This window comes from Klebsiella sp. OBRC7, assembly GCF_000293135.1.
GTDB classification, from domain to species: domain Bacteria; phylum Pseudomonadota; class Gammaproteobacteria; order Enterobacterales; family Enterobacteriaceae; genus Klebsiella; species Klebsiella michiganensis.
Genome location: NZ_ALNJ01000053.1, coordinates 1 through 21007, shown reverse-complemented (window position 1 = coordinate 21007; position 21007 = coordinate 1). Strand labels below are relative to the sequence as shown.

Genomic DNA, 21007 nt, shown 5'->3' with positions numbered 1-21007 from the left:
CCACAGCATCAGCATCTCAAACCCGGCGACCGCCAGCGGCGGTTCAACCACCATCAGGCCGCCAGCGCCACGCACCAGCCGCTCCGGCAGCACCGCCACCAGCTCGCTATTGCGCAGCGTCTCCAGCATAAACAGGAAATGTGGCACGGAAAGGACAACCCGCCGCGCAAGCCCGAGATTCGCCAGCGCGCTATCGGTCGCGGCGCTGAATCCACCGCCGTCCGGCGAGACAATCACCTGCTCCAGCTGGCAGAACTGCGCCAGGCTTAATGGCGACCGCAGCGCCGGATGCCCGGCCCTGCCCGCCAGCACGTAGCGTTCGCGGAACAACAAACGCTGATGCAGACCGGGCGGCGCGCCATCGCGCGTGTGAAAAAACAGATCCACTTCGTCGCGATCCGCCTGCTGAACCAGCCGCGCGGGCTGTAGCTCAAACAGCGCCAGGCGGCTGGCCGGAGAGGCGATGCGCAGGGTATTGAGTACCGGCAGCAAAATCGCCGACGCCATATAGTCGGTCGCCGCCACCCGCCAGGTCTGCGCCGCCGTGGCCGGGTCGAAGGGCTGAACCGGCGCTACCGCCAGCTCCAGCGCCAGCAGCGCATCGCGCAGCGGCCCGCGTAGTTCATCGGCGCGGGCGGTGGGCTGCATACCGCGCGGCCCCGGCAGCAGCAGCGGGTCGGCGAAAATCTCCCGTAGCCTTGCCAGCTGCACGCTGACCGATGGCTGCGACAGGTTGAGGCGCTGCGCCGCGCGGGTGACGTTATTTTCGCTAAGCAGGACGTTCAGCGTGCGCAGCAAATTGAGATCCAGCCCCTGGAGATTAATCATTACTATACCTGCCATTGAAGCAATTCATTTCTACTATAGCGTCGTCGACTCTACTCTGCAGCTCTCCATTGCTCAGAGGTGATTTCAATGAAAATATTACTGGTTTACGCCCATCCCGAACCGCGTTCGCTTAACGGCGCGCTGAAGGATTTTGCCGTGCAGCATCTGCAAAACGCCGGCCACGACGTACAGGTGTCCGATCTCTATGCCATGCGCTGGAAGGCGGGATTGGATGCCAATGACAGCAGCGCCCCGCCGGTTGGTGAAAGCTGGCGGGCAACGCGGGAGTCGCAGTACGCCTTCGCTAACGGCACGCAAAGCGCGGATATCGCGGGCGAACAGGAGAAGCTGCTGTGGGCCGATACGGTGATTTTTCAGTTCCCGCTGTGGTGGTTTTCGCTGCCCGCCATCATGAAAGGCTGGATTGATCGGGTCTACGCTTACGGGTTTGCCTACGGCGTCGGCGAGCACAGCGAGACGCACTGGGGAGATCGCTATGGCGAGGGCACGTTCGCGGGGAAACGGGCGATGCTGGTTGTTACCGCCGGCGGATGGGCGGAGCACTACGCGCCGCGCGGAATTAACGGGTCTATCGACGATATCCTGTTCCCCATTCAGCACGGGATGCTGTTCTTTCCCGGCTTTGACGTGCTGCCGCCGGTGGTGTTCTACCGCACCGACAAACTCGATGAACAGCGCTTCGCCGCGCTGCGCGATGCGCTGGCCCGGCGGCTGGATACCCTCTCTGAAACACCGCCTATTCCCTTCCGTCGTCAGAACCACGGCGACTATCTGATCCCCTCTCTGAACCTGCGTCCGGATCTGGCGCCGGGCGAAAACGGCCTCGCTATTCACGTGAAGCCTGTGTGAATCTCGGTGGGTGATATTCGCGGTGCGGCGAATATCACCACAATTCATAAGGTGAACTGTGAGCCTCCACGCAATAACGGCATCGCGTCCCGCTACGCCCCTTCGCATATTGATAGCGATCAAGAATAATCATACCGTCTGGTCGGTATGATTCGGGCCATGAATATGGAAGCCCAACATCGTAAAAAAGATCCCGTCCGCCTGCATAAGCAACTACTGGAGTCCGCGGCCACCATCGCCGGCCGGGACGGCATCGCCTCGCTGTCGCTGAACGCCGTCGCGCGCGAAGCGGGCGTCAGCAAAGGCGGTTTACTGCACCATTTCCCCAACAAGCAGGCGCTGATTTTCGCCCTCTTTGCCCGCCTGCTGGCGATTATGGAAGAGGCGATTGCAGAGCTTATGGCCGCGGATAACGTCTCTTATGGCCGCTTTACCCGCGCCTATCTGCGCTATCTGTCGGCACCGGAACTCACGGATACCCAGGAGAGCCGCCAGCTGATGGTGCTGTCGCTGGCCATGCCGGATGAACCGGTGCTGCGAAAATGCTGGCGCGACTGGATGCTCGACCATCTGGCGAAGGGCGATGAACTGGACAATAGCCATACCGGCACGCTGGTGCGCTATGCGGCGGACGGCATCTGGCTATCGGAATTAACCGAGGGGCGCACCATGAACCCCGGGCACCGGCAGTCGCTGGTCAGCGATCTGACGAAGATGACGCTTCCTGCGTGAAGCATGTTGAGGCCGCGATGCGCTATAACATCCATGGCCGTCTGATTTATGATGCAATGGACGGCACGCTAACGTTACCGGGAAGCGATGAGGCGGACAGCCAGCTGTCCATCACCGCCAACGCGCTGCTGTGGTTCTTCCTGCGCCACACTGAGGTGATCAGCCGCGATGAGGTGCTTAAAAAAGTCTGGGATGACAATGGGTTAACCTCATCCAACAGTAATCTCAATCAGTACCTGAGCATGCTGCGCAAAACCTTCCGCCACTACGATATCGACAACATTATCGTCACCGTGTCGCGCGGACTGCTGCAGCTCAATCCGGATCTCACCATCGAGAGGCTCGACGCCAGCCCGGAGCCGGAGCCGCCGCCCGCGGCAGAAACTGAACCAGACCCGGCCGCTGCTCCGGAAGAACAAAAAGCCGTTTCCAGCCGCCACGCGCGCGGTACCTGCTGGTATCTCGCCGGCGGCTGCCTGCTCACCATCGCCCTGCTGCTGGTGGTCTGTAGTTTTCTCGGCGGCAGCACATCGCACCCCATCACCCTGACGCAAATGCGCCACAGCCAGTGCGAGCTGCTGGCCAGCGATGAGATGCTGCGCTCCGTTGCCGGAACCGCCTATGGCAAGAATTTTGATGCCGTGCGCCAGCGCCTGAAGCTGGAGTGCAAGCCCGGCGAACGCTTCGTCTTCTTCTATGGCGACCGGCTGGAAACCAACGGCCTGGGCCGGGTATTCCTCGCCCACTGCGCGATGCATGAAGATAACCCGTTCAGCTACTGCGATAACTATTTTTACTATTCATGGAAGCCGTAATGAGACTCGCCCCGCGCCCCTTTTTCGCCCTCTCCAGTCTGGTGTTTATTGCCGCCGCCGGGTTCTGTGCCTGGAAGCTGCTGCCGGTAGAAAACGGCGGGGTGATGAGCTGCTCGACCAAAGCGATTATGCGCTTTGAGAACATGGAGAAAGAGAACGTCAACGGCAATATCCATTTCAACTTTGCCGCCAACGGCAAAGGGTCGATGGTCGTCGAGGGCTACACCGATTCCGCCGCCGGCTGGCTTTATCTCCAGCGCTACGTCAAGTTTAGCTACACCAGCAAACGCATCTCCACCACCGAGCGCCACTATCGCATCAGCAAGTGGGAATCCAGCGCCTCGTCCATCGATGAGTCGCCTGACGTGATTTTCGACTATTTTATGCGTGAAATGTCCGACAGCCACGATGGCCTGTTCCTCAACGCGCAGAAGCTCAATGAGAAAGCCATTCTTCTCAGCTCTATCAACTCCCCGCTCTACGTCTGCACGCTGAAGTCCGGCAGCAAGCTTGACTAAGCTCACACCCGCTTTTCCTTCCTCGCTTTCCCGTTAGTAAAACCGCACGTTTTGCATTTAGCCTGCCGAAGAAAACACGATCCTCTCCACACTTCATACATCGTCAAATTACCCCCGACCTGCAATAAATTAGCAACTTGTTAACATCAGTTCGCCTCCGGCTAAATGGTGAAAAAAACGCCGCAATCGTCACTCAATTCGCCCGGCCACCGCAGCACAAACGCATAAATAGCCCGCTTATAAAATCTAATTCATAGAGCAAAAAACTAAAAATTCACCTTGAGCAGATTTAAATTTCACTTCACTCGCCATTCCCTATAGTGAACCCCGAACGCCGCATCCGCGTCCTGACGCCGTTACGCGGTCGGTTTTCCGAATCACAAAACTGTTCTGGAGGAGAAACCATGGGTGATGCATTAGGGCTTATCGAAACCAAAGGTCTGGTGGCCTGCATTGAAGCCGCGGATGCGATGTGTAAAGCCGCCAACGTCGAGCTGATTAGCTATGAAAACATCGGCTCGGGGCTGGTGACCGTGATGGTGAAGGGCGACGTCGGCGCGGTAAAAGCGGCGGTGGATTCCGGCGTCGAGTCCGCGCAGCGCATCGGTGAAGTGGTGACCTCGCTGGTTATCGCTCGTCCGCATAACGACATCAACAAAATCGTCATTAAACACAAGGCCTGATGGCCAGGAGAACGCAAATGGGTGATGCATTAGGTCTGATCGAAACCAAAGGGCTGGTGGCCTGTATCGAAGCGGCGGATGCGATGTGTAAAGCCGCCAACGTGGAGCTGATTGGCTATGAAAACGTCGGCTCCGGCCTTGTCACCGCGATGGTGAAGGGCGACGTCGGCGCGGTGAATGCCGCGGTGGATTCCGGCGTGGAAGCGGCAAAACGCATTGGCGAAGTCGTCACCTCTCGCGTCATCGCGCGTCCGCATAACGACATCGAAAAAATCGCGGCGCAGCACAAAGCATGACCTGACAGGGCGCGCCCCGTCTCCACTCTTTTAGTCTGATGAAGGATAGACTCATGATTGAACTGGATAACGATTTGCAGTCCCGGCAGAACGCCCGGGAGCTGGTGCGCAATGCCAAAAAGGCGCAGGCGATTCTGGCCACCTTTTCGCAGCAGCAAATCGACGCCATCGTGAAGAACGTGGCCCAGGAAGCGGCGCATCATGCCGAAGCGCTGGCGAAAATGGCCGCGGAAGAAACCGGTTTTGGCAACTGGCAGGACAAAGTGCTGAAGAACCGCTTCGCCTCGCTGCGCGTCTACGACGCCATCAAAGATATGAAGACCGTCGGCATCATTCATGACGATCCGCTACAAAAAGTGATGGACGTGGGCGTGCCGCTGGGGGTGATTTGTGCGCTGGTGCCGTCGACCAACCCGACCTCCACCGTCATCTACAAAACGCTGATTGCCCTGAAGGCCGGCAACGCGATTATCTTCTCCCCGCATCCCGGCGCCCGCCAGTGCAGCTGGAAAGCGATTGAAATCGTGAAGCGCGCGGCGGAAGCGGCAGGGGCACCTGCCGGTAGCGTCGACGCCATTAGCCAGCTGACCCTCGAAGCCACCTCAGAGCTGATGCACAGCAAAGACGTGTCGCTGATCCTGGCGACCGGCGGCGAAGGCATGGTGCGCGCCGCCTACGCGTCCGGTACGCCGACCATTAGCGGCGGTCCGGGTAACGGCCCGGCGTTTATCGAACGCAGCGCCGATATCCCCCACGCGGTGAAAGATATCATCACCAGTAAAACCTTCGATAACGGCGTGATCTGCGCCTCCGAGCAGTCGATTATCGTCGAACGCTGCATCTACGACGAAGTGCATCGCGAACTGGAAGCCCAGGGCGCGTACTTCATGAACGAAAGCGAAGCGGCAAAAATGGCGGCCCTGCTGCTGCGCCCCAACGGCACCATCAACCCCAAAGTGGTCGGTAAAACCGCGCTCTATCTGAGCCAGATGGCCGGCTTCTGCGTCCCGGCCAGCACCCGGGTGCTGATTGCCGAGCAGGCCACGGTATCGCATACCAACCCCTACTCGCGGGAAAAACTGTGCCCGGTACTCGGCCTGTACGTCGAAGAGGACTGGAAAGCCGCCTGCCACCGCGTCGTGGAGCTGCTGACCAACGAAGGCCTCGGCCACACGCTGGTGATCCACACCCGCAACCAGGACGTCATCCGCCAGTTCTGCCTGGAAAAACCGGTTAACCGCATTCTGATCAACACCCCGGCGGCGCTGGGCGGCATTGGCGCGACCACCAATATCACCCCGGCCCTGACCCTCGGCTGCGGCGCGGTCGGCGGCGGCTCTAGCTCAGACAACGTCGGGCCGATGAACCTGCTCAACATCCGCAAAGTGGGCTACGGCGTTCGCTCCATCGATGAGCTGCGCGCGCCGGGCAGCCGCCCGGAACCGCAGCCGACCATCGTCAGCCCGGCGGCCGGCCCGAACCGCAGCATCTTCGACGATGAGCGTTTTAACGCCCCGGCGACCGCTGCCACCGCAGCCCACCCGGCCAGCGCCGACGATCGCTTTGCGTCTGCCGCCGCCGTCGGCGCGGACAGCGAGATTAATGAGCAAAACGTGGAACGCGTCATCCGCCAGGTGCTGGAACGCCTTGGTAAGTAACACATTGATATAAGGCGATAAAAACAATGATTCTCGCAAAGGTAGTCGGACATGTCGTCGCCACGCAGAAGTGCGATGAGCTACGGGGCAGCAACCTGCTGCTGATCGTCAAATTAGATGATGACCAGCAGCCGATGAAAGACCAGACCTGGGTTGCCGTTGATAGCGTCGGCGCCGGTATGCACGACATCGTGCTGGCCGAAGAGTACCTGGCGCTCAACAAAGAGCGCTACAAGGCCATGTCGGTGGTCGCCATTGTCGAGAACGTGTTTCGGGACGCTTAAGGAGTCAATAACCCAATGAGTGAATTTTTGCTGAAACCCCGGATTCGCTTTGGTCAGGATGCGCTTGCCATCCTGAACGAGCTGCCCGCCCGCAACGTGCTGCTGGTCACTGACCAGGCGATGGTTAAGTTTGGCCTCGCCGATCGCGTCACGCAGATCCTCCATGCGCGCGGCATCGCTTTCCAGGTCTGGGACGACGTGGTGGCCGACCCGGATATCGCCACCGTAGTGCGCGGTATGAAGCGGATGGATAACAGCTATCCGGATCTGGTTATCGCGCTGGGCGGCGGTTCGGTGATTGATGCAGCCAAAGCGGTTATTTTCGCCCTGGCGCAAACCCGTCCGGACGCTCACCGCGAGCCGCCCTGCTTTGTGGCGATCCCCACCACCAGCGGCACCGGCTCTGAGGTCACCGCCTTTTCGGTGGTGAAGGCCCACGCCGAGAAGCTGGTGCTGGTGGACCCGTCGCTGCTGCCGGATATCGCCATTCTTGACCCGGCGCTGGTGGCCTCGGTGCCGCCGGCGATCACCGCCGATACCGGGATGGACGTGCTGTGTCACGCGCTGGAAGCCTATGTCTCCCTCGCCGCCAGCGACTTTTCCGATGCGCTGGCGGAGAAAGTGGTGCAGCAGGTATTTCGCTTTCTGCCGACCTGCTGGCGCAACGGTGGCGACCTGCTGGCGCGGGAAAAGATGCACAACGCCTCCTGCATGGCGGGCATGGCCTTCACCAACGCGTCGCTGGGCATCACCCACAGCCTTGCCCACGCGCTCGGCGGCGTGTTTCGCGTCCCCCACGGTCGCGCCAACGCCCTGCTGATGGCGGACGTGGTGGCCTGGAACGCCGATTATCACGGGCAGTGCGATACCGATGCCGCCCGCAAATACGCCCGATTAGCCCATCTGCTGGATCTGCCTGCGGCCACTACCCGCCAGGGCGTCGCCAGCCTGCTGGTCGCCATTCAGGCGCTAAAAGACGAAATGAGCATGCCGGCCGGCATTCGTGATACCGGCGTCATTGCCGCCGAATTTGAACAGCGGCTGGCGGAGATGGTCGGCCAGGCGCTACGCGACAGCTGTACCCCGACGAACCCACGCGCGCCGGACGCTCACGCACTGACCGAACTCTATCGCCGGGCATGGACCGGCAACGCCGTTCAGGGCCACTGATAACAAGATTTGGAGAACCTTACCTATGGCACACTACAGCTTAACGCCGCGCGTCAAAGTGTTGGCAGAACGTTTACTCTCACAAAAAAGCACCCTGTGCACCGAACACGCCACCACGCTGAACGCCCTTGATGGCGATATCGCCGGGGTTCCCGCCGCCGTCAAACCGGCGCGCCGTTTCTATGAACTGATGCGCCAGCTGCCGCTGTGCATCAGCGCCGACGAGCTGATCGTCGGCAACCAGACCCGCAAACCGCACGGGGCGATTTTCCATGACGAGAGCGCCGTCCGTCGCCCGTCCGCGTTCCAGTTCCTCAACCTGAATAGCGATCTCGACTCCCCGGATTACAAGCTGGTGATGGAAAAAGGCGTGCTGGCGATAAAACATCAGCTGGAAGAGAAAACCCGCGCGCTGGGCAGCGCCGTCAGCCGCAGCGGCATGGACGAAGTCAACGGCTGCCGCGCGGCCATCTACGCCTGCGATGCCCTGCTGGCGCTGGCGCAAAACCTGGCCAACAGCGCCGAACAGCTGGCCGCCGCGGAAACCAACGCTTACCGCCGGGCGGAACTGCTGGACAGCGCCGCCATTCTTCACCATGTTCCGGCGCATCCGGCGCGCAGCTTCAAAGAGGCGTGCCAGGCCTTTTATCTGTTCCAGCTGGCGCTTCAGCTGGATAACGGCAGCTACGCCGTCAACCCGGAAGGCGCCGACAAAGCCCTGCTGCCTTACTACCAGCACGATATCAACAACGGCGCGCTCTCCCCGCAGCAGGCGTATGAAATCGTCGAATCGCTGTGGTTCAAGCTGGCGGAGCTGTGCGAAGTGCGCGCCGCCTGCGCGATCGACGGTTATCCGATGTTCGACGCCCTGCTGCACGGCGCGAGCCTTGAGAACGCGCGCATTAACGAACTCTCCGATATGTTCCTCAGCGCGCAGCAAAACCTGAGCGCCCTGCATCTGCCGGTGCGTTTGTTCAAGGGCGTCCAGCACGTTTCCGCCGCCCCGTTTGCCGCCGCCGGTGAGACGCCGGCAGCAGAAGGGCTGACCCCGCGCATGCAGCGCCTGCGTAACCACTACCTGACCGTGCGCCCGAGCGTCTCTATCTACCGCGCGCTGGCCTTTACCGAAGTGGTCAAAGCCAACCCCGGCATGCCGACGATTCTGCTGCGCGCCAAAGCCTTCCGCCACGCCTGCGAAACCGCGCCGATTCTGATTCAGGACGATGAGCTGATCGTCGGTCATCCGTGCGGCAAGCCGCGCGCGGGCGCCTTCTCGCCGGATATCGCCTGGCGTTGGGTGCGCGACGAACTCGATACCATGAGCACCCGTCCGCAGGATCCGTTTGAGATCAGCGAAGCAGATAAAAAAACCATCCGCGAAGAGATCGTGCCGTTCTGGGAAGGCCGCTCGCTGGATGAAATCTGCGAAGCCCAGTACCGCGAAGCGGGGGTGTGGGCGTTCAGCGGCGAGACCTTCGTCAGCGACCTCTCCTACCACCAGATCAACGGCGGCGGCGACACCTGCCCGGGTTACGACGTGCTGCTGTTTACCAAAGGGATGAACGGCATTAAAGCCGACGCCGAGGCGCACCTTGCCAGCCTGAGCATGGAGAACCCGGAAGATATCGACCGCATCTACTACTACAAAGCGGCCATTGAAACCTGCGAAGGGGTGATTAACTACGCGCACCGCATCGCCGCCCGCGCCCGCGAACTGGCCGCGATTGAGCAGAACGCCCAGCGTCGCGCCGAGCTGCTGACCATCGCCGAGGTGAACCAGAACGTGCCGGCAAATCCGCCGAAAACCCTGCAGGAAGCGCTGCAGAGCATCTGGACCGTAGAGTCGCTGTTTGAAATTGAAGAGAACCAGACCGGACTGTCCCTGGGACGCGTAGACCAGTACTGCTACCCGATGTTTGAAGCCGATATCCGCGAAGGCCGCCTGACTCACGACACCGCGCTGGAGCTACTGCAGGCGTTTATCATCAAATGCGCCGAGCTGATGTGGATGTCCAGCGAGCTGGGGGCGAAATATTTCGCCGGCTATCAGCCGTTTATCAACCTGACCGTCGGCGGTCAGAAGCGCTCCGGCGGCGATGCCTGTAACGACCTGACCTACCTGATTATGGACGCCGTGCGCTTCGTGAAGGTGTACCAGCCGTCGCTGGCCTGCCGTATTCACAACCAGTCGCCGCAGAAGTATATGGAAAAAATCGTCGACGTCGTCAAAGCGGGGATGGGCTTCCCGGCCTGCCACTTCGACGACTCCCATATCAAGATGATGCTGCGTAAAGGCTTCGATTTCGAAGACGCCCGCGACTACTGCCTGATGGGCTGCGTCGAGCCGCAGAAATCCGGCCGCATCTATCAGTGGACCTCCACCGGCTACACCCAGTGGCCCATCGCCATTGAGTTCGTTTTAAACCGCGGCCGGATGGTGCTGTTTGACAGCTATCAGGGGCTGGATACCGGTGACCTGCGCGACCTGCACACCTTCGAGGATTTCGACGCGGCGGTGAAAAAACAGATCGCCCATATCGTACGCCTGTCGGCGATCGGGACGGTCATCAGCCAGCGCGTGCACCGCGACGTGGCGCCGAAGCCGCTGATGTCGCTGCTGGTGGAAGGCTGCATGGAAAAAGGCAAAGACGTTGCCGCCGGCGGCGCGATGATCAACCACGGCCCGGGGCTGATCTTCTCCGGTCTGGCGACCTACGTCGACTCCATGGCGGCGATTCGTAAGCTGGTGTTTGAAGAGAAGAAATACACCCTCGAGCAGGTGCGCAACGCGCTGCTGGCGAACTTCGAAGGCTTTGAAGGCCTGCGCCGCGACTGCCTCAACGCGCCGAAATACGGCAACGACGATAACTACGTCGATCGGTATGCGCTGGATATCACCGAGTGGACCGAGCGCGAGTGCCGTAAGTACAAGATGCTCTACTCCACCCTGAGCCACGGCACCCTGTCCATCTCCAACAACACGCCGATCGGCGAGCTGACCAACGCCACGCCGAACGGTCGCCTGGCGTGGATGCCGCTCTCCGACGGTATCAGCCCGACTCAGGGCGCGGATAAGCAGGGTCCGACGGCGATCATCAAGTCGGTGAGCAAGATGAACGTTGAAACCATGAACATCGGCATGGTGCACAACTTCAAGTTCCTCAAAGGGCTGCTGGATACCCCGGAAGGTCGTCACGGCCTGATTACCCTGCTGCGCACCGCGTCGATTCTCGGCAACGGCCAGATGCAGTTCAGCTATGTCGATAACGAAGTGCTGAAAAAAGCCCAGCAGGAGCCGGAAAAATACCGCGACCTGATCGTACGCGTCGCGGGCTACAGCGCCTACTTCGTTGAGCTGTGCAAAGAAGTTCAGGACGAGATTATCAGCCGTACGGTCATCGAGAAGTTCTGATAAAGACACGGACGTTTTTGGACAGGGAAGTCCCGATCGTTTTTCTGGAGGTATGTGTGAGCGCAAAACAAGAATTAACCGGGCGAATATTCAATATTCAGAAATATTCGATCTATGACGGCGATGGGATCCGCACGCTGGTTTTTTTCAAAGGCTGCAATATTCGCTGCCCGTGGTGCGCTAACCCGGAAGGGCTGAATAGCCAGTTTCAGGTGATGTTCTCACAGGATAAATGCATTAACTGCGGCGACTGCGTCAACGTCTGCCCGGCGGGAATTCATTATCGGGCGGAAGAAAACGGCGAAATGAAGCATTTCGTCAACCGTAATAAAGACTGTATCGGCTGCCGCAAGTGCGAAGAGATCTGCACCCAGAACGCGCTGGATATTATGGGCAAAGATGTCACCGTCAGCGAACTGATGGAGATCATCATGCAGGACTACGACTTTTATATCTCCTCCGGCGGCGGCGTCACCATCGGCGGCGGGGAAATGAGCCTGCAGACCGATTTTGCCGTCGCGCTCTTTAGCGAATGCAAAAAGATGATGCTCAATACCGCCGTGGAAACGCAGGGCACCACGCCGCTGGCCAATTATCAAAAGCTGGCGCCGGTGACCGACACCTTCTTATTCGATATTAAGCAAATTAACAGCGAGCACCATAAAGCGTTATTTGGCATCGGTAACGAAGGCATTCGCCGCAACCTGGAGTGGCTGGTGGACTCCGGCGCTAACGTCATTATCCGCATGCCGCTGGTTCGCGGCTATAACGACTCGTTCGATGCCATTACCGGGGCCATTGATTACGTACAAAAGCTGGCGAAGCGCGGAAATATCCGCCGCATCGATATGCTGCCGTACCACCAGCTCGGGCGCAAAAAATATGAGCGCCTCGATATGCCCTATCCCATTACCCAGGACCCAACGTATTCCGCCGAGGAGTTAGACCGGCTGGAAACGTTCTTCACGCAGTTTGATTTTGATATTCGCTTAGTCCGCCATTAACAGGAGCCGACAATGAAAAGTTTAGGCGTAATTGAAACGCGAGGGTTAGTTGCCGCCGTTCAGGCCGTGGATGCCGCCTGCAAAAGTGCAGGCGTGTCCTGCATTGGCTACCGCAAAGTCGGTTCGGGGCTGGTGAGCGTCTGCTTTGAAGGGGAGATCAGCGCGATTCACACCGCTATCGAACGCGGCGTGGCCGTCGCCGCGCTCATCGACCCGCAGGTCAAATCCCTGACGATCGCCCGTCCGGAGCGCAGCGTCGTGGACGCCCTCAGCACCCTGAAAGGCCGTCCGCCGCGCGCGGAAGCTGCCGCTCCGCTTGAGGCTGAAGCCGTCGCGCCCGCCGCAGTAGAAACAAGGGAACCCACTGAACCCGCCGCCGCGCCTGCGCCGACGGAAGATAAAAATGCGGCGATGAGGAAAGGGAAGAAGGCATGATCGACACCCTGCTCCATGAAAAAATCGCCGCCCGCCTGAGCCACTTTGCTCCGGCTATCCCGGTCGGTATCTCTAACCGCCACGTCCATCTGGCGCAGCAGGACGTCGAAGCGCTGTTTGGCAAGGGCTACGTCCTGTCGCCATTTAAGCCGCTGCGCCAGCCGGGGCAGTTCGCAGCTCAGGAGTGCGTCACCGTGGTCGGTCCGAAGGGCTCGCTCAGTAACGTTCGCGTCCTCGGCCCAACCCGCCCGGTATCGCAGCTGGAAATCTCCCGCGCCGACTGCTTTACCCTTGGCATCAAAGCGCCGGTTCGCGAATCCGGCCAGCTGGAGAACGCGGGCAGCGCGCTGCTGATCGGCCCGGCAGGCCATGTTGAACTGCGTTCGCAGGTGATCTGCGCCTGGCGGCATATCCATATGTCGCCGCAGGACGCCCGCCAGCTGAACGTCGCCAACGGCCAGAAGGTTAGCGTCCGCAGCGACGGCGAACGCCAGCTGACCTTTGATGAAGTGGTGGTGCGGGTACGCGAAGACTTCGCGCTGGAGTTTCATATTGATACCGAAGAGGCCAACGCCGCCGGCTTGAAAAACGGCGCGCAGGTCACGCTCATCGGCTAACGGAGGCTCGCCATGACCGACCAACAGATGGAAGACCTGGTTGAACGCATTATCCAGCGTCTGCGGCCGCCGGTACTGGTGATGGTGACCGCCGCGGCGGGCTACCGGCACGCTATTCGCCAGCGGCTGGCCGGCTGCGGCGAGAGCCTGCACCTGGCGCTGGATAGCGGGATTGACGACGGCGAGCAGTGGCGGGCTATTGGTAAAACGCTGCCGGCGGCCGACTGGCAACAGGAGCTGCCTTCTGCCTCGTATAAGGCGCTGCTGCTGCCGTTTCTCGACTACCCGCTGGCGGCGGATCTGGTGAAGGGTTCCCTGCACGGTCCCGTTGCCCGCCGCGTGCACGATGCCCTGCTGAGCGGCCTGCCGGTGCTGGCGCTGCGCTATCACTGCGATCCCGCCAGCGAGCTTAACCAGCTTCGCGGGGCGCAGCCTGATAGCGCTTACGCCGGGCATATGCAGGCCACGCTGGCCCGCCTGGCCGAATGCGGCATCGCGCTGTGCACCATGAACGAATTGCTGGAGAAGCTGGCGTCGGGTCGCGAAGCGGCGGCACCGTCGGCGAGCGGTCCGCGGCGTTATCTCACTGTCACAGACGTAGTGAATAATCCGGCGCTGGCCTGTGCTCCTGAAGCGCAGTTGACCGATGCCGCTATCGATTTTTTAAAAAACAGAAAAAAAGAACCTTACCTTAAATAGTAAACCCGGAGTTTAACTTATGTCTTCAAAAACAAAGTGTTGGCTATGGATGCTGCTGGTTATCGTTTCCGAAACCTCAGCCACCTCTACCCTCAAAATGTTCGGCAGCAGTGAAGGGATGAGCAAAATGCTGCTGCTCGGGCTGCTGGTGCTGCTGTACTGCACCTGCTACTACTCGCTGTCCCGCGCGGTGAAGGATATTCCCGTCGGTCTGGCCTACGCCACCTGGTCCGGTACCGGCATTCTCGTGGTATCGACCCTGGGAATGGCGTTTTACGGCCAGCATCCGGACACCGCCGCCATTATCGGTATGGCGGTTATCGCCAGCGGGATCGTGATCATGAACCTGTTTTCCAAAATGGGTAGCGAAGAGAGCGAGGAAGCGCCCGCGCAGCCGGCCGCTGCACCTCTGGACAAAAAAGTCGCCAACTAACAGAAAAGGAACCGCTTATGTTTAACCTCGGATTTTTATGGCTGGCGCTGTCTATCGGCTCCGAAATCACCGGCACGTCGATGATCAAAAAGACCAACGGCTTCAGCAAGCTGGCGCCGTCGGTGCTGGTGGTCTTCGCCTACGGCCTGTGCTACTTCGCCCTCACCCGCGCGATGAGCACCATTCCGGTCGGCGTTGCCTACTCGCTGTGGTGCGGCTTTGGTATCGTCGGCGTCACGATTTGCTCGATGATCCTCTATAAGCAAAAACCGGATATCCCGGCCATCCTCGCCATGGTGCTGATCATCTCCGGCGGCATCATTATGAACGTCTTCTCCAGCATGTAAGTCCCGCCTGCGCCTTCACTGATTGCGGTGAAGGCGCTAAAAACCTCACTCAATAAGCCGTTATTGGCGTAATAAAAAAACAAAAAACCATTGCCTGCTAATCAATAACGCTAAAAAGACGACGAGCGTCAAATTTTTATACTCCGCTTATCGATAAATTATTTTTTGTGATTTTAATCGTGGTTATTTTCTCATTTTACCTTATTTTTATGGCATCCCTTCACCCACAGAGGACGATGTCATGACGCAAAAATCGATTTATCGCCTCATTGCCCAGGGCGGCCTGGACGACTGGTATAATTTAGATCACCGCATCTCCAACGACTTCCCTCGTTAATTCTCCGCTGCTGTTTACTCCCTAAATAAATTAATTCAGCACTGCGTTTAGTCGCTATTTGTTGCGCTTTTTATTTGTCGCCAAATAGCCAAACGCGGCACAGCATCCCCATGGAGAAAATAAATGAAACGTATCCCTGAGCCGTTCCGCATTAAAATGGTCGAAAACATTCGCATGACTACCTTTGACGATCGCGTCAAAGCGCTGGAAGAGGCGGGCTATAACCCGTTTTTGCTCAATAGCCAGGACGTGTATATCGACCTGCTGACCGACTCCGGCACCGGCGCGATGAGCGACCATCAGTGGGCCGGGCTGATGATGGGCGACGAAGCCTACGCCGGGTCGCGTAACTATCAGCATCTGTGCGAAAAGGTCAAAGAGATTATCGGCTATCCGTATACCATTCCCACCCATCAGGGGCGCGGCGCGGAGCAGATTCTGTTCCCGAGCCTGATTGCTCGCCGCAAGTCGGCGCATCCGGTGTTTATTTCCAACTTCCACTTCGATACCACCGCCGCGCACGTGGAGCTCAACGGCGCAAAAGCCATTAACGTGGTGACGCCGAAGGCCTTCGATACCACCTCGTGGTACGACTGGAAAGGCAACTTTGATATTGATTTGCTGAAAGCGACCATCGCCGAACACGGTGCGGAAAACGTGGCGGCGATTATTACCACCGTCACCTGTAACAGCTCCGGCGGCCAGCCGGTATCGCTGGCGAATATGCGCGAGGTGTATCAGATTGCCCGCCAGAATAATATTCCGGTGGTGATCGACTCCGCCCGCTTCTGCGAAAACGCCTGGTTTATTAAACAGCGCGAAGAGGGCTACGCCGATAAATCGGTGAAAGAGATTATTCTTGAGATGTACCAGTACGGCGATATGCTGACCATGTCCGCCAAGAAAGACCCGATGGTGAATATCGGCGGACTCTGCTGCTTCCGCGATGACGAAGATCTGTTCAACGAAGTGCGCATCCGCTGCGTGCCGATGGAGGGCTTTGTCACCTACGGCGGCCTGGCGGGGCGCGATATGGAGGCGCTGGCTATCGGCCTGGAAGAAGGGACCAACGAGGATTACCTCGCTTATCGCATCAATCAGGTAGAATACCTTGGCGAACGCCTGCGCGAAGGCGGCATTCCGATTCAGTATCCGACCGGCGGCCATGCGGTGTTCGTCGATGCTAAGCTGCTGCTGCCGCATATCCCACCGGAGCAGTTCCCGGCGCACGCGCTAAACAATGAGCTGTATCTGGAAGCGGGAATCCGCAGCGTGGAAATCGGCTCCCTGTTGCTGGGACGCGACCCGGAAACCGGCAAGCAGAAGGCGTCGCCGATGGAGCTGCTGCGCCTGACCATTCCGCGTCGGGTTTATACCAACGATCATATGGACTATATCGCTGATGCGCTGATCGCCGTTAAGGCGCGCGCCGCCACGATTAAGGGCCTGACCTTCACCTATGAACCGCCGGTACTGCGCCACTTCGTCGCCAGACTGAAACCGGTGAAATAAACCGCATCACGGCGCTCTCGCAATGAGAGCGCCATTAATTTAATTCCATCTATTTAAGCTCAATCATTCGGGTTGCGCCGGGTAGCCGTTTGCCCGCAGCACCTTATTTAATATATAGCCACGTGAGGAATGCACCTTATGGCTACACTATCAGTCTCAAAAGCGGTCTCAACAAATACGCCATCGCTGATTGGCGGAGCGATGATTATCGGCGGCACGATTATTGGCGCCGGCATGTTTTCTTTACCGGTGGTAATGTCCGGCGCCTGGTTTTTCTGGTCGCTGCTGGCGCTCATTTTTACCTGGTTTTGCATGCTGCATTCCGGGTTAATGATCCTCGAAGCCAATCTCAATTATCATATTGGCGCCAGCTTCGACACAATTACCAAGGATTTACTCGGAAACGGCTGGAATATTATTAACGGCCTGACCGTCGCCTTTGTTTTATATATCCTGACCTACGCCTATATTTCCGCCAGCGGTTCAGTTATTCAGCATACTTTTGCGCAGATGAACCTCGCGGTTCCCGCACGCCTGGGCGGGCTGGCGTTCGCGCTGGTGGTCGCCTTTATCGTCTGGCTAAGTACGAAAGCGGTAAGCCGGATGACGACTATCGTGCTGGGCGCCAAAATCCTCACCTTCTTTATGACCTTCGGCGGCCTGATGTGGCACGTGGAGCCCGCGATTCTGTTTAACCGCGCGGAGGTCAATGCGTCCTATCTGCCCTACGTCCTGATGACGCTGCCGTTCTGCCTGGCCTCCTTTGGCTATCACGGCAACGTCCCCAGTCTGATGAAGTACTACGGTAAAGATCCGCTTATCATTCGCCGCTGCCTGCTGCTCGGCACGCTGATGGCGCTGGTGCTGTATATCATCTGGCTGGTCGGCACAATGGGCAATATTCCGCGCCCGGCGTTTATCGCTATCGCTGAAAAAGGCGGCAACATCGACGTGCTGGTGCAGACCTTAAGCGGCCTGCTGAACAGTTCGACCCTGGACTTACTGCTGACGGTCTTTTCCAACTTCGCCGTCGCCAGCTCGTTCCTGGGCGTGACTCTTGGCCTGTTTGATTATCTGGCGGATCTGTTTAAGTTTGACGATAGCCGGCTGGGGCGGTTTAAAACCGCGCTGGTGACCTTTCTGCCGCCGATCGCCGGCGGGCTGCTGTGGCCTAACGGTTTTATCTACGCCATTGGTTTCGCCGGTCTTGCCGCCACCGTCTGGGCCGCTATCGTCCCCGCCCTGCTGGCGCGCGCCTCGCGCAGGCGTTTCGGCAGCCCGAACTATCGGGTCTGGGGTGGCAATGCCATGATTATCCTGATTTTGTGCTTCGGCGGTGCCAACGCAATAATTCATATTTTATCCAGCTTTAACCTGCTGCCGGTTTATCGCTGAATAAAAAAGGGCTTTTACTGCCGCGGCTTTTCGTGGCAGGATAAAAAGATGAACAGAAACATTGTCATCTCTCACCTCCGCCGTTGGTGGCTGCCTGCATAACAGGCGGCAAGATTTCACGTTTCCTCTATTCAAAGCCGCCGGAAGGCGGCTTTGTTGTTTCTGAGTGTCGCCCTTCGGCCTGATAGCATCCTAAGGAGTCACTTATGAACACCAGCCAAACGATCCTGACCGGCGACCGTCCTACCGGCCAGCTGCACCTCGGCCACTACGTCGGTTCCCTGCGCCAGCGCGTGCAGCTCCAGCACGACCACCAGCAGTTTATCCTCGTCGCGGATCTCCAGGGTCTGACCGACAACGGCAGCAACCCGCAAAAAATCAGCAGCAATATCCTTGAGGTGATGTCCGATTATCTCGCCGTCGGCATCGATCCGCAGAAGACCACCATTTGCCTGCAATCCGCCCTGCCGGCGCTGGCCGAACTCAGCGCGCTGTATATGAATATCGTCACCGTCGCCCGGGTTGAACGTAATCCGACGGTAAAAAATGAAATCGCCCAGAAGGGTTTTTCCCGCTCGCTGCCGGTAGGCTTTTTAGCCTATCCCATAAGTCAGGCCGCCGATATCACCGCCTTTAAGGCCGAACTGGTGCCGGTCGGCGACGATCAGCTACCGATGATTGAACAGACCAATGAGATCGTGCACAAAATGAATAGCCTGACCACGACGCCGATCTTACAGCACTGCAAAGCGCTGCTCAGCGACGTCAGCCGCCTGCCGGGCATCGATGGCAATGCCAAAATGTCGAAATCGCTGGGGAACACGCTCACCCTTTCGGCCAGTGAAGAGGAGATCCATCGTGCGGTCAGCGCCATGTATACCGACCCGAATCACCTGCGGGTCGCCGACCCGGGTCAGGTAGAAGGCAACGTGGTCTTCACTTATCTCGACGCCTTTCATGCTGATAAGGCTTTCGTTGCCGAGATGAAAGCCCACTATCGGCGCGGAGGGCTGGGAGACAGGCAGTGCAAAAACGCGCTGGAGACCTGCTTACAGGAGCTGCTGGCGCCGATACGCGAACGCCGGGCGACCTATATTCAGGATAAAGGCATGCTGCTGACGCTGCTGCGCCGGGGAAGCGAGCGAGCGCACGAACTGACACAACGGACGCTGCATGAAGTGAAGCGTGGCCTGGGGCTGCCTGTGCTGTTTTGAGGCGCGGCGATCTCTCCGCACTGAAATCCGCTGCCACATCTCTCCCGGGGGCGGCGCTTGGCGCGCCTTGCCCGGGCTACATGTTCACAGCCGTCTGCGATCAGGTAGCCCGGACAGGCGCAGCGCGCCGCCTCCGGGAAGGACCCGGCAGCTTAGTTGCCGTCGCCTTCATGCAGCTTCACGCAGTTGCGCCCATCGCGCTTGGCGACGTACAGCGCGCTGTCGGCATCGCGCAACAGCAGATTGTAATCCGGATGACCGGTGTGGACGGCGTAGCCGATGCTGGCGGTAATAGAAATCTCATTGTCAGCGCCAACGCTAAACGCCAGCTGGCTGATTTTTTTACGCAGCCGTTCAAGGATCGTAAAGGCTTCCGCGGCGCCGGTCTCCACCAGCACCAGCAGAAACTCCTCGCCGCCGTAGCGGAAGATATAATCGCTGGATCGAATATTATCGCTGAGCAGCTCCGCAACGTGCTTAATCGCCCGGTCGCCGACCATGTGCCCCCAGCTATCATTGATCTCTTTAAAGTGGTCGATGTCGATAATCGCCACCGTCATCGGCAGTTCATATTCCATCGCCAGTGTCACTTCATGCTTGAGGACAACCGGCAGATAGCGGCGGTTAAGCAGGCTGGTCAGCGTATCCTTACCGCTTTGCATCTGCGACAGGCTGCTAAACAGCACCCCCATCTGGCTGCCGATCTGCTGGCAATGGATATGGATCCCCTGCAGCAAAGCCTGCGTGTTTTTATACTCAGAACCCTCAGACGAGGATTTCCAGGCGGATAACAGCGCATCCACCTTGCTAATTAAGTCGGCGATTTCCTGCATTTGCGGATTTTTGTTAAAATAACGCACGCATTTATGGCGGAACCACAGGCCAAATTCCGAATCAGATAATAACGCTCCGTTAATATCGCTTTTATTATCGCTAACGATATTAAAAATAGCGGTATTTTCCCATCCGGAGAGCGAGGCCTGCTGTTTGCCATATTCCAGCGGAACGTTATCCATCAGGCTATACAGGCGGTAGGCTTCTTCATTTTTCGTCGCCCGATAGTGCGACAGGGTATAGGCATGACACATCATCTCTACCGCCATGTTAATGGCCATGATGGCGTAGTAGATGGCGGCGACGCTGGTCTCGCGATCGAGTTGGCTATCGCGGATATTTTCAATCAGCCCGGCTTTCAGCTGGCGCGCACCGCGCAGTACCGCTTCTGCCGGGATACCGATGCGCGAATGGATGCTGCCGATCAGGTACTGCCGCTCCGCCAGCGCCTGCAGATTTTCCTTATCGCACATCAGGATATCTTTCACCCACCCGGCCAGCGAGCTGCTGAGCCGTTCCTGAACTAAGTCATAGCTAAGATGCCGCGCAATGTCCGGGTCCTGGAAAATAAAATCATAAAAACGGGTCGCTAACGCCTCCGCCTGCTGCCCGGCAATATTTTTAAGTACCGCCCTCACTTCCGGCGTCAGGCTGTCGTACAGCGGCAACCATTCCTTAAAAATAATCGAGATATATTTTTGGCTTTCATCTTTCATTGAATAAAGCGCTCGCCCGGCGTGAGTGTTTTTTCAGGGCCGCCGATCATACAACAGTTCTCCTGGGGCAACCAGATTAAAAATGCGCCAGTCGCCAGGGAATAATATCCTCTGGTTATTAGCGCTAAGGAATAGCTTATATGTACGATGATTTAATGGGTGATGCTGCCAACTTACTGATTTAGTGTATGATGGTGG

General features: G+C 58.3%; 22 protein-coding genes. 20 read left to right on the top strand and 2 right to left on the bottom strand.

Translation table 11 applies throughout. The features are described 5' to 3' along the window. A partial coding sequence (locus HMPREF1144_RS12020; RefSeq protein ID WP_009652889.1) for a LysR family transcriptional regulator occupies positions 1-828 on the bottom strand: 828 nt, incomplete at its 3' end. 87 nt (positions 829-915) lie between these two features. On the opposite strand from HMPREF1144_RS12020, the gene HMPREF1144_RS12015 reads away from it, so the two are divergent. The 20 genes from HMPREF1144_RS12015 (at position 916) to trpS (ending at position 19259) form a co-directional block, all read left to right on the top strand. Then, entirely contained in the window at positions 916-1698 is a 783-nt protein-coding gene (locus tag HMPREF1144_RS12015) for an NAD(P)H-dependent oxidoreductase (RefSeq protein ID WP_009652895.1), read from the top strand. Positions 1699-1845: 147 nt separating this feature from the next. Continuing rightward, a complete protein-coding gene (locus HMPREF1144_RS12010) occupies positions 1846-2430 on the top strand; it encodes a TetR/AcrR family transcriptional regulator (protein ID WP_009652894.1) in 585 nt (194 codons plus the stop codon). Positions 2431-2447: 17 nt separating this feature from the next. Then, a complete protein-coding gene (locus tag HMPREF1144_RS12005; RefSeq protein ID WP_009652886.1) occupies positions 2448-3245 on the top strand; it encodes a winged helix-turn-helix domain-containing protein in 798 nt (265 codons plus the stop codon). Then, positions 3245-3763, top strand: a complete 519-nt coding sequence (locus tag HMPREF1144_RS12000; protein WP_004098240.1) for a FidL-like protein — start codon at positions 3245-3247, stop codon at positions 3761-3763. The genes HMPREF1144_RS12005 and HMPREF1144_RS12000 overlap by 1 nt, the downstream gene beginning before the upstream one ends. A gap of 404 nt (positions 3764-4167) precedes the next feature. Beyond that, positions 4168-4446: a BMC domain-containing protein gene (locus HMPREF1144_RS11995; RefSeq protein WP_004098239.1), complete on the top strand. Its 279-nt coding sequence runs from the start codon at positions 4168-4170 to the stop codon at positions 4444-4446. 17 nt (positions 4447-4463) lie between these two features. Next, a complete protein-coding gene (locus tag HMPREF1144_RS11990) occupies positions 4464-4742 on the top strand; it encodes a BMC domain-containing protein (protein WP_009652890.1) in 279 nt (92 codons plus the stop codon). Positions 4743-4795: 53 nt separating this feature from the next. After that, positions 4796-6400 (top strand): acetaldehyde dehydrogenase (acetylating), encoded by a 1605-nt coding sequence (locus HMPREF1144_RS11985; RefSeq protein ID WP_004098231.1) that lies wholly within the window; start codon positions 4796-4798, stop codon positions 6398-6400. 26 nt (positions 6401-6426) lie between these two features. Continuing rightward, a complete protein-coding gene (locus tag HMPREF1144_RS11980) occupies positions 6427-6684 on the top strand; it encodes a EutN/CcmL family microcompartment protein (RefSeq protein ID WP_004098229.1) in 258 nt (85 codons plus the stop codon). Between the two features lie 15 nt (positions 6685-6699). After that, positions 6700-7854, top strand: a complete 1155-nt coding sequence (locus HMPREF1144_RS11975) for a 1-propanol dehydrogenase PduQ (RefSeq protein ID WP_004098227.1) — start codon at positions 6700-6702, stop codon at positions 7852-7854. A gap of 25 nt (positions 7855-7879) precedes the next feature. Continuing rightward, complete coding sequence (gene cutC, locus HMPREF1144_RS11970) at positions 7880-11266, top strand: choline trimethylamine-lyase (RefSeq protein WP_009652893.1); 3387 nt, start codon at positions 7880-7882, stop codon at positions 11264-11266. A gap of 56 nt (positions 11267-11322) precedes the next feature. Next, positions 11323-12270: a choline TMA-lyase-activating enzyme gene (gene cutD, locus HMPREF1144_RS11965; RefSeq protein ID WP_004128480.1), complete on the top strand. Its 948-nt coding sequence runs from the start codon at positions 11323-11325 to the stop codon at positions 12268-12270. Positions 12271-12282: 12 nt separating this feature from the next. After that, positions 12283-12705, top strand: coding sequence for a BMC domain-containing protein (locus HMPREF1144_RS11960; RefSeq protein WP_004098223.1), 423 nt, complete (start codon positions 12283-12285; stop codon positions 12703-12705). After that, complete coding sequence (locus tag HMPREF1144_RS11955; protein WP_009652887.1) at positions 12702-13322, top strand: phosphate propanoyltransferase; 621 nt, start codon at positions 12702-12704, stop codon at positions 13320-13322. Before HMPREF1144_RS11960 ends, HMPREF1144_RS11955 begins: the two co-directional genes overlap by 4 nt. A gap of 12 nt (positions 13323-13334) precedes the next feature. Then, positions 13335-14021: a hypothetical protein gene (locus HMPREF1144_RS11950; protein WP_009652892.1), complete on the top strand. Its 687-nt coding sequence runs from the start codon at positions 13335-13337 to the stop codon at positions 14019-14021. A gap of 19 nt (positions 14022-14040) precedes the next feature. Then, a complete protein-coding gene (locus HMPREF1144_RS11945) occupies positions 14041-14454 on the top strand; it encodes a DMT family transporter (RefSeq protein WP_004098220.1) in 414 nt (137 codons plus the stop codon). A 17-nt stretch (positions 14455-14471) separates the two neighbouring features. Beyond that, complete coding sequence (locus tag HMPREF1144_RS11940; RefSeq protein WP_004098219.1) at positions 14472-14801, top strand: DMT family transporter; 330 nt, start codon at positions 14472-14474, stop codon at positions 14799-14801. 241 nt (positions 14802-15042) lie between these two features. After that, positions 15043-15138, top strand: a complete 96-nt coding sequence (gene tnaC / locus HMPREF1144_RS11935) for a tryptophanase leader peptide (RefSeq protein ID WP_004098218.1) — start codon at positions 15043-15045, stop codon at positions 15136-15138. Between the two features lie 123 nt (positions 15139-15261). After that, a complete protein-coding gene (tnaA, locus tag HMPREF1144_RS11930) occupies positions 15262-16650 on the top strand; it encodes a tryptophanase (RefSeq protein WP_004098213.1) in 1389 nt (462 codons plus the stop codon). A 138-nt stretch (positions 16651-16788) separates the two neighbouring features. Then, positions 16789-18045, top strand: coding sequence for a tryptophan permease (gene mtr, locus HMPREF1144_RS11925; RefSeq protein ID WP_004098211.1), 1257 nt, complete (start codon positions 16789-16791; stop codon positions 18043-18045). 206 nt (positions 18046-18251) lie between these two features. Next, complete coding sequence (gene trpS / locus HMPREF1144_RS11920) at positions 18252-19259, top strand: tryptophan--tRNA ligase (protein WP_009652891.1); 1008 nt, start codon at positions 18252-18254, stop codon at positions 19257-19259. 152 nt (positions 19260-19411) lie between these two features. On the opposite strand, the gene HMPREF1144_RS11915 is transcribed toward trpS, so the two are convergent. Beyond that, positions 19412-20809 carry a diguanylate cyclase gene (locus HMPREF1144_RS11915; protein ID WP_009652888.1) on the bottom strand — a complete coding sequence of 466 codons (1398 nt, stop codon included), beginning with the start codon at positions 20807-20809 and terminating at the stop codon, positions 19412-19414. Between the last annotated feature and the right edge of the window lie 198 nt (positions 20810-21007).

Coding starts and splice junctions, on each gene's coding strand:
- HMPREF1144_RS11960 (WP_004098223.1), top strand. CDS start 12,283: ATGAAAAGTTTAGGCGTAATTGAAACGCGAGGGTTAGTTGCCGCCGTT.
- HMPREF1144_RS11975 (WP_004098227.1), top strand. CDS start 6,700: ATGAGTGAATTTTTGCTGAAACCCCGGATTCGCTTTGGTCAGGATGCG.
- HMPREF1144_RS12015 (WP_009652895.1), top strand. CDS start 916: ATGAAAATATTACTGGTTTACGCCCATCCCGAACCGCGTTCGCTTAAC.
- HMPREF1144_RS11985 (WP_004098231.1), top strand. CDS start 4,796: ATGATTGAACTGGATAACGATTTGCAGTCCCGGCAGAACGCCCGGGAG.
- HMPREF1144_RS12005 (WP_009652886.1), top strand. CDS start 2,448: ATGCGCTATAACATCCATGGCCGTCTGATTTATGATGCAATGGACGGC.
- tnaA (WP_004098213.1), top strand. CDS start 15,262: ATGAAACGTATCCCTGAGCCGTTCCGCATTAAAATGGTCGAAAACATT.
- HMPREF1144_RS12000 (WP_004098240.1), top strand. CDS start 3,245: ATGAGACTCGCCCCGCGCCCCTTTTTCGCCCTCTCCAGTCTGGTGTTT.
- HMPREF1144_RS11990 (WP_009652890.1), top strand. CDS start 4,464: ATGGGTGATGCATTAGGTCTGATCGAAACCAAAGGGCTGGTGGCCTGT.
- mtr (WP_004098211.1), top strand. CDS start 16,789: ATGGCTACACTATCAGTCTCAAAAGCGGTCTCAACAAATACGCCATCG.
- HMPREF1144_RS11950 (WP_009652892.1), top strand. CDS start 13,335: ATGACCGACCAACAGATGGAAGACCTGGTTGAACGCATTATCCAGCGT.
- HMPREF1144_RS12010 (WP_009652894.1), top strand. CDS start 1,846: ATGATTCGGGCCATGAATATGGAAGCCCAACATCGTAAAAAAGATCCC.
- tnaC (WP_004098218.1), top strand. CDS start 15,043: ATGACGCAAAAATCGATTTATCGCCTCATTGCCCAGGGCGGCCTGGAC.
- HMPREF1144_RS11945 (WP_004098220.1), top strand. CDS start 14,041: ATGTCTTCAAAAACAAAGTGTTGGCTATGGATGCTGCTGGTTATCGTT.
- HMPREF1144_RS11995 (WP_004098239.1), top strand. CDS start 4,168: ATGGGTGATGCATTAGGGCTTATCGAAACCAAAGGTCTGGTGGCCTGC.
- cutC (WP_009652893.1), top strand. CDS start 7,880: ATGGCACACTACAGCTTAACGCCGCGCGTCAAAGTGTTGGCAGAACGT.
- HMPREF1144_RS11980 (WP_004098229.1), top strand. CDS start 6,427: ATGATTCTCGCAAAGGTAGTCGGACATGTCGTCGCCACGCAGAAGTGC.
- trpS (WP_009652891.1), top strand. CDS start 18,252: ATGAACACCAGCCAAACGATCCTGACCGGCGACCGTCCTACCGGCCAG.
- HMPREF1144_RS11940 (WP_004098219.1), top strand. CDS start 14,472: ATGTTTAACCTCGGATTTTTATGGCTGGCGCTGTCTATCGGCTCCGAA.
- HMPREF1144_RS11915 (WP_009652888.1), bottom strand. CDS start 20,809: ATGAAAGATGAAAGCCAAAAATATATCTCGATTATTTTTAAGGAATGG.
- HMPREF1144_RS11955 (WP_009652887.1), top strand. CDS start 12,702: ATGATCGACACCCTGCTCCATGAAAAAATCGCCGCCCGCCTGAGCCAC.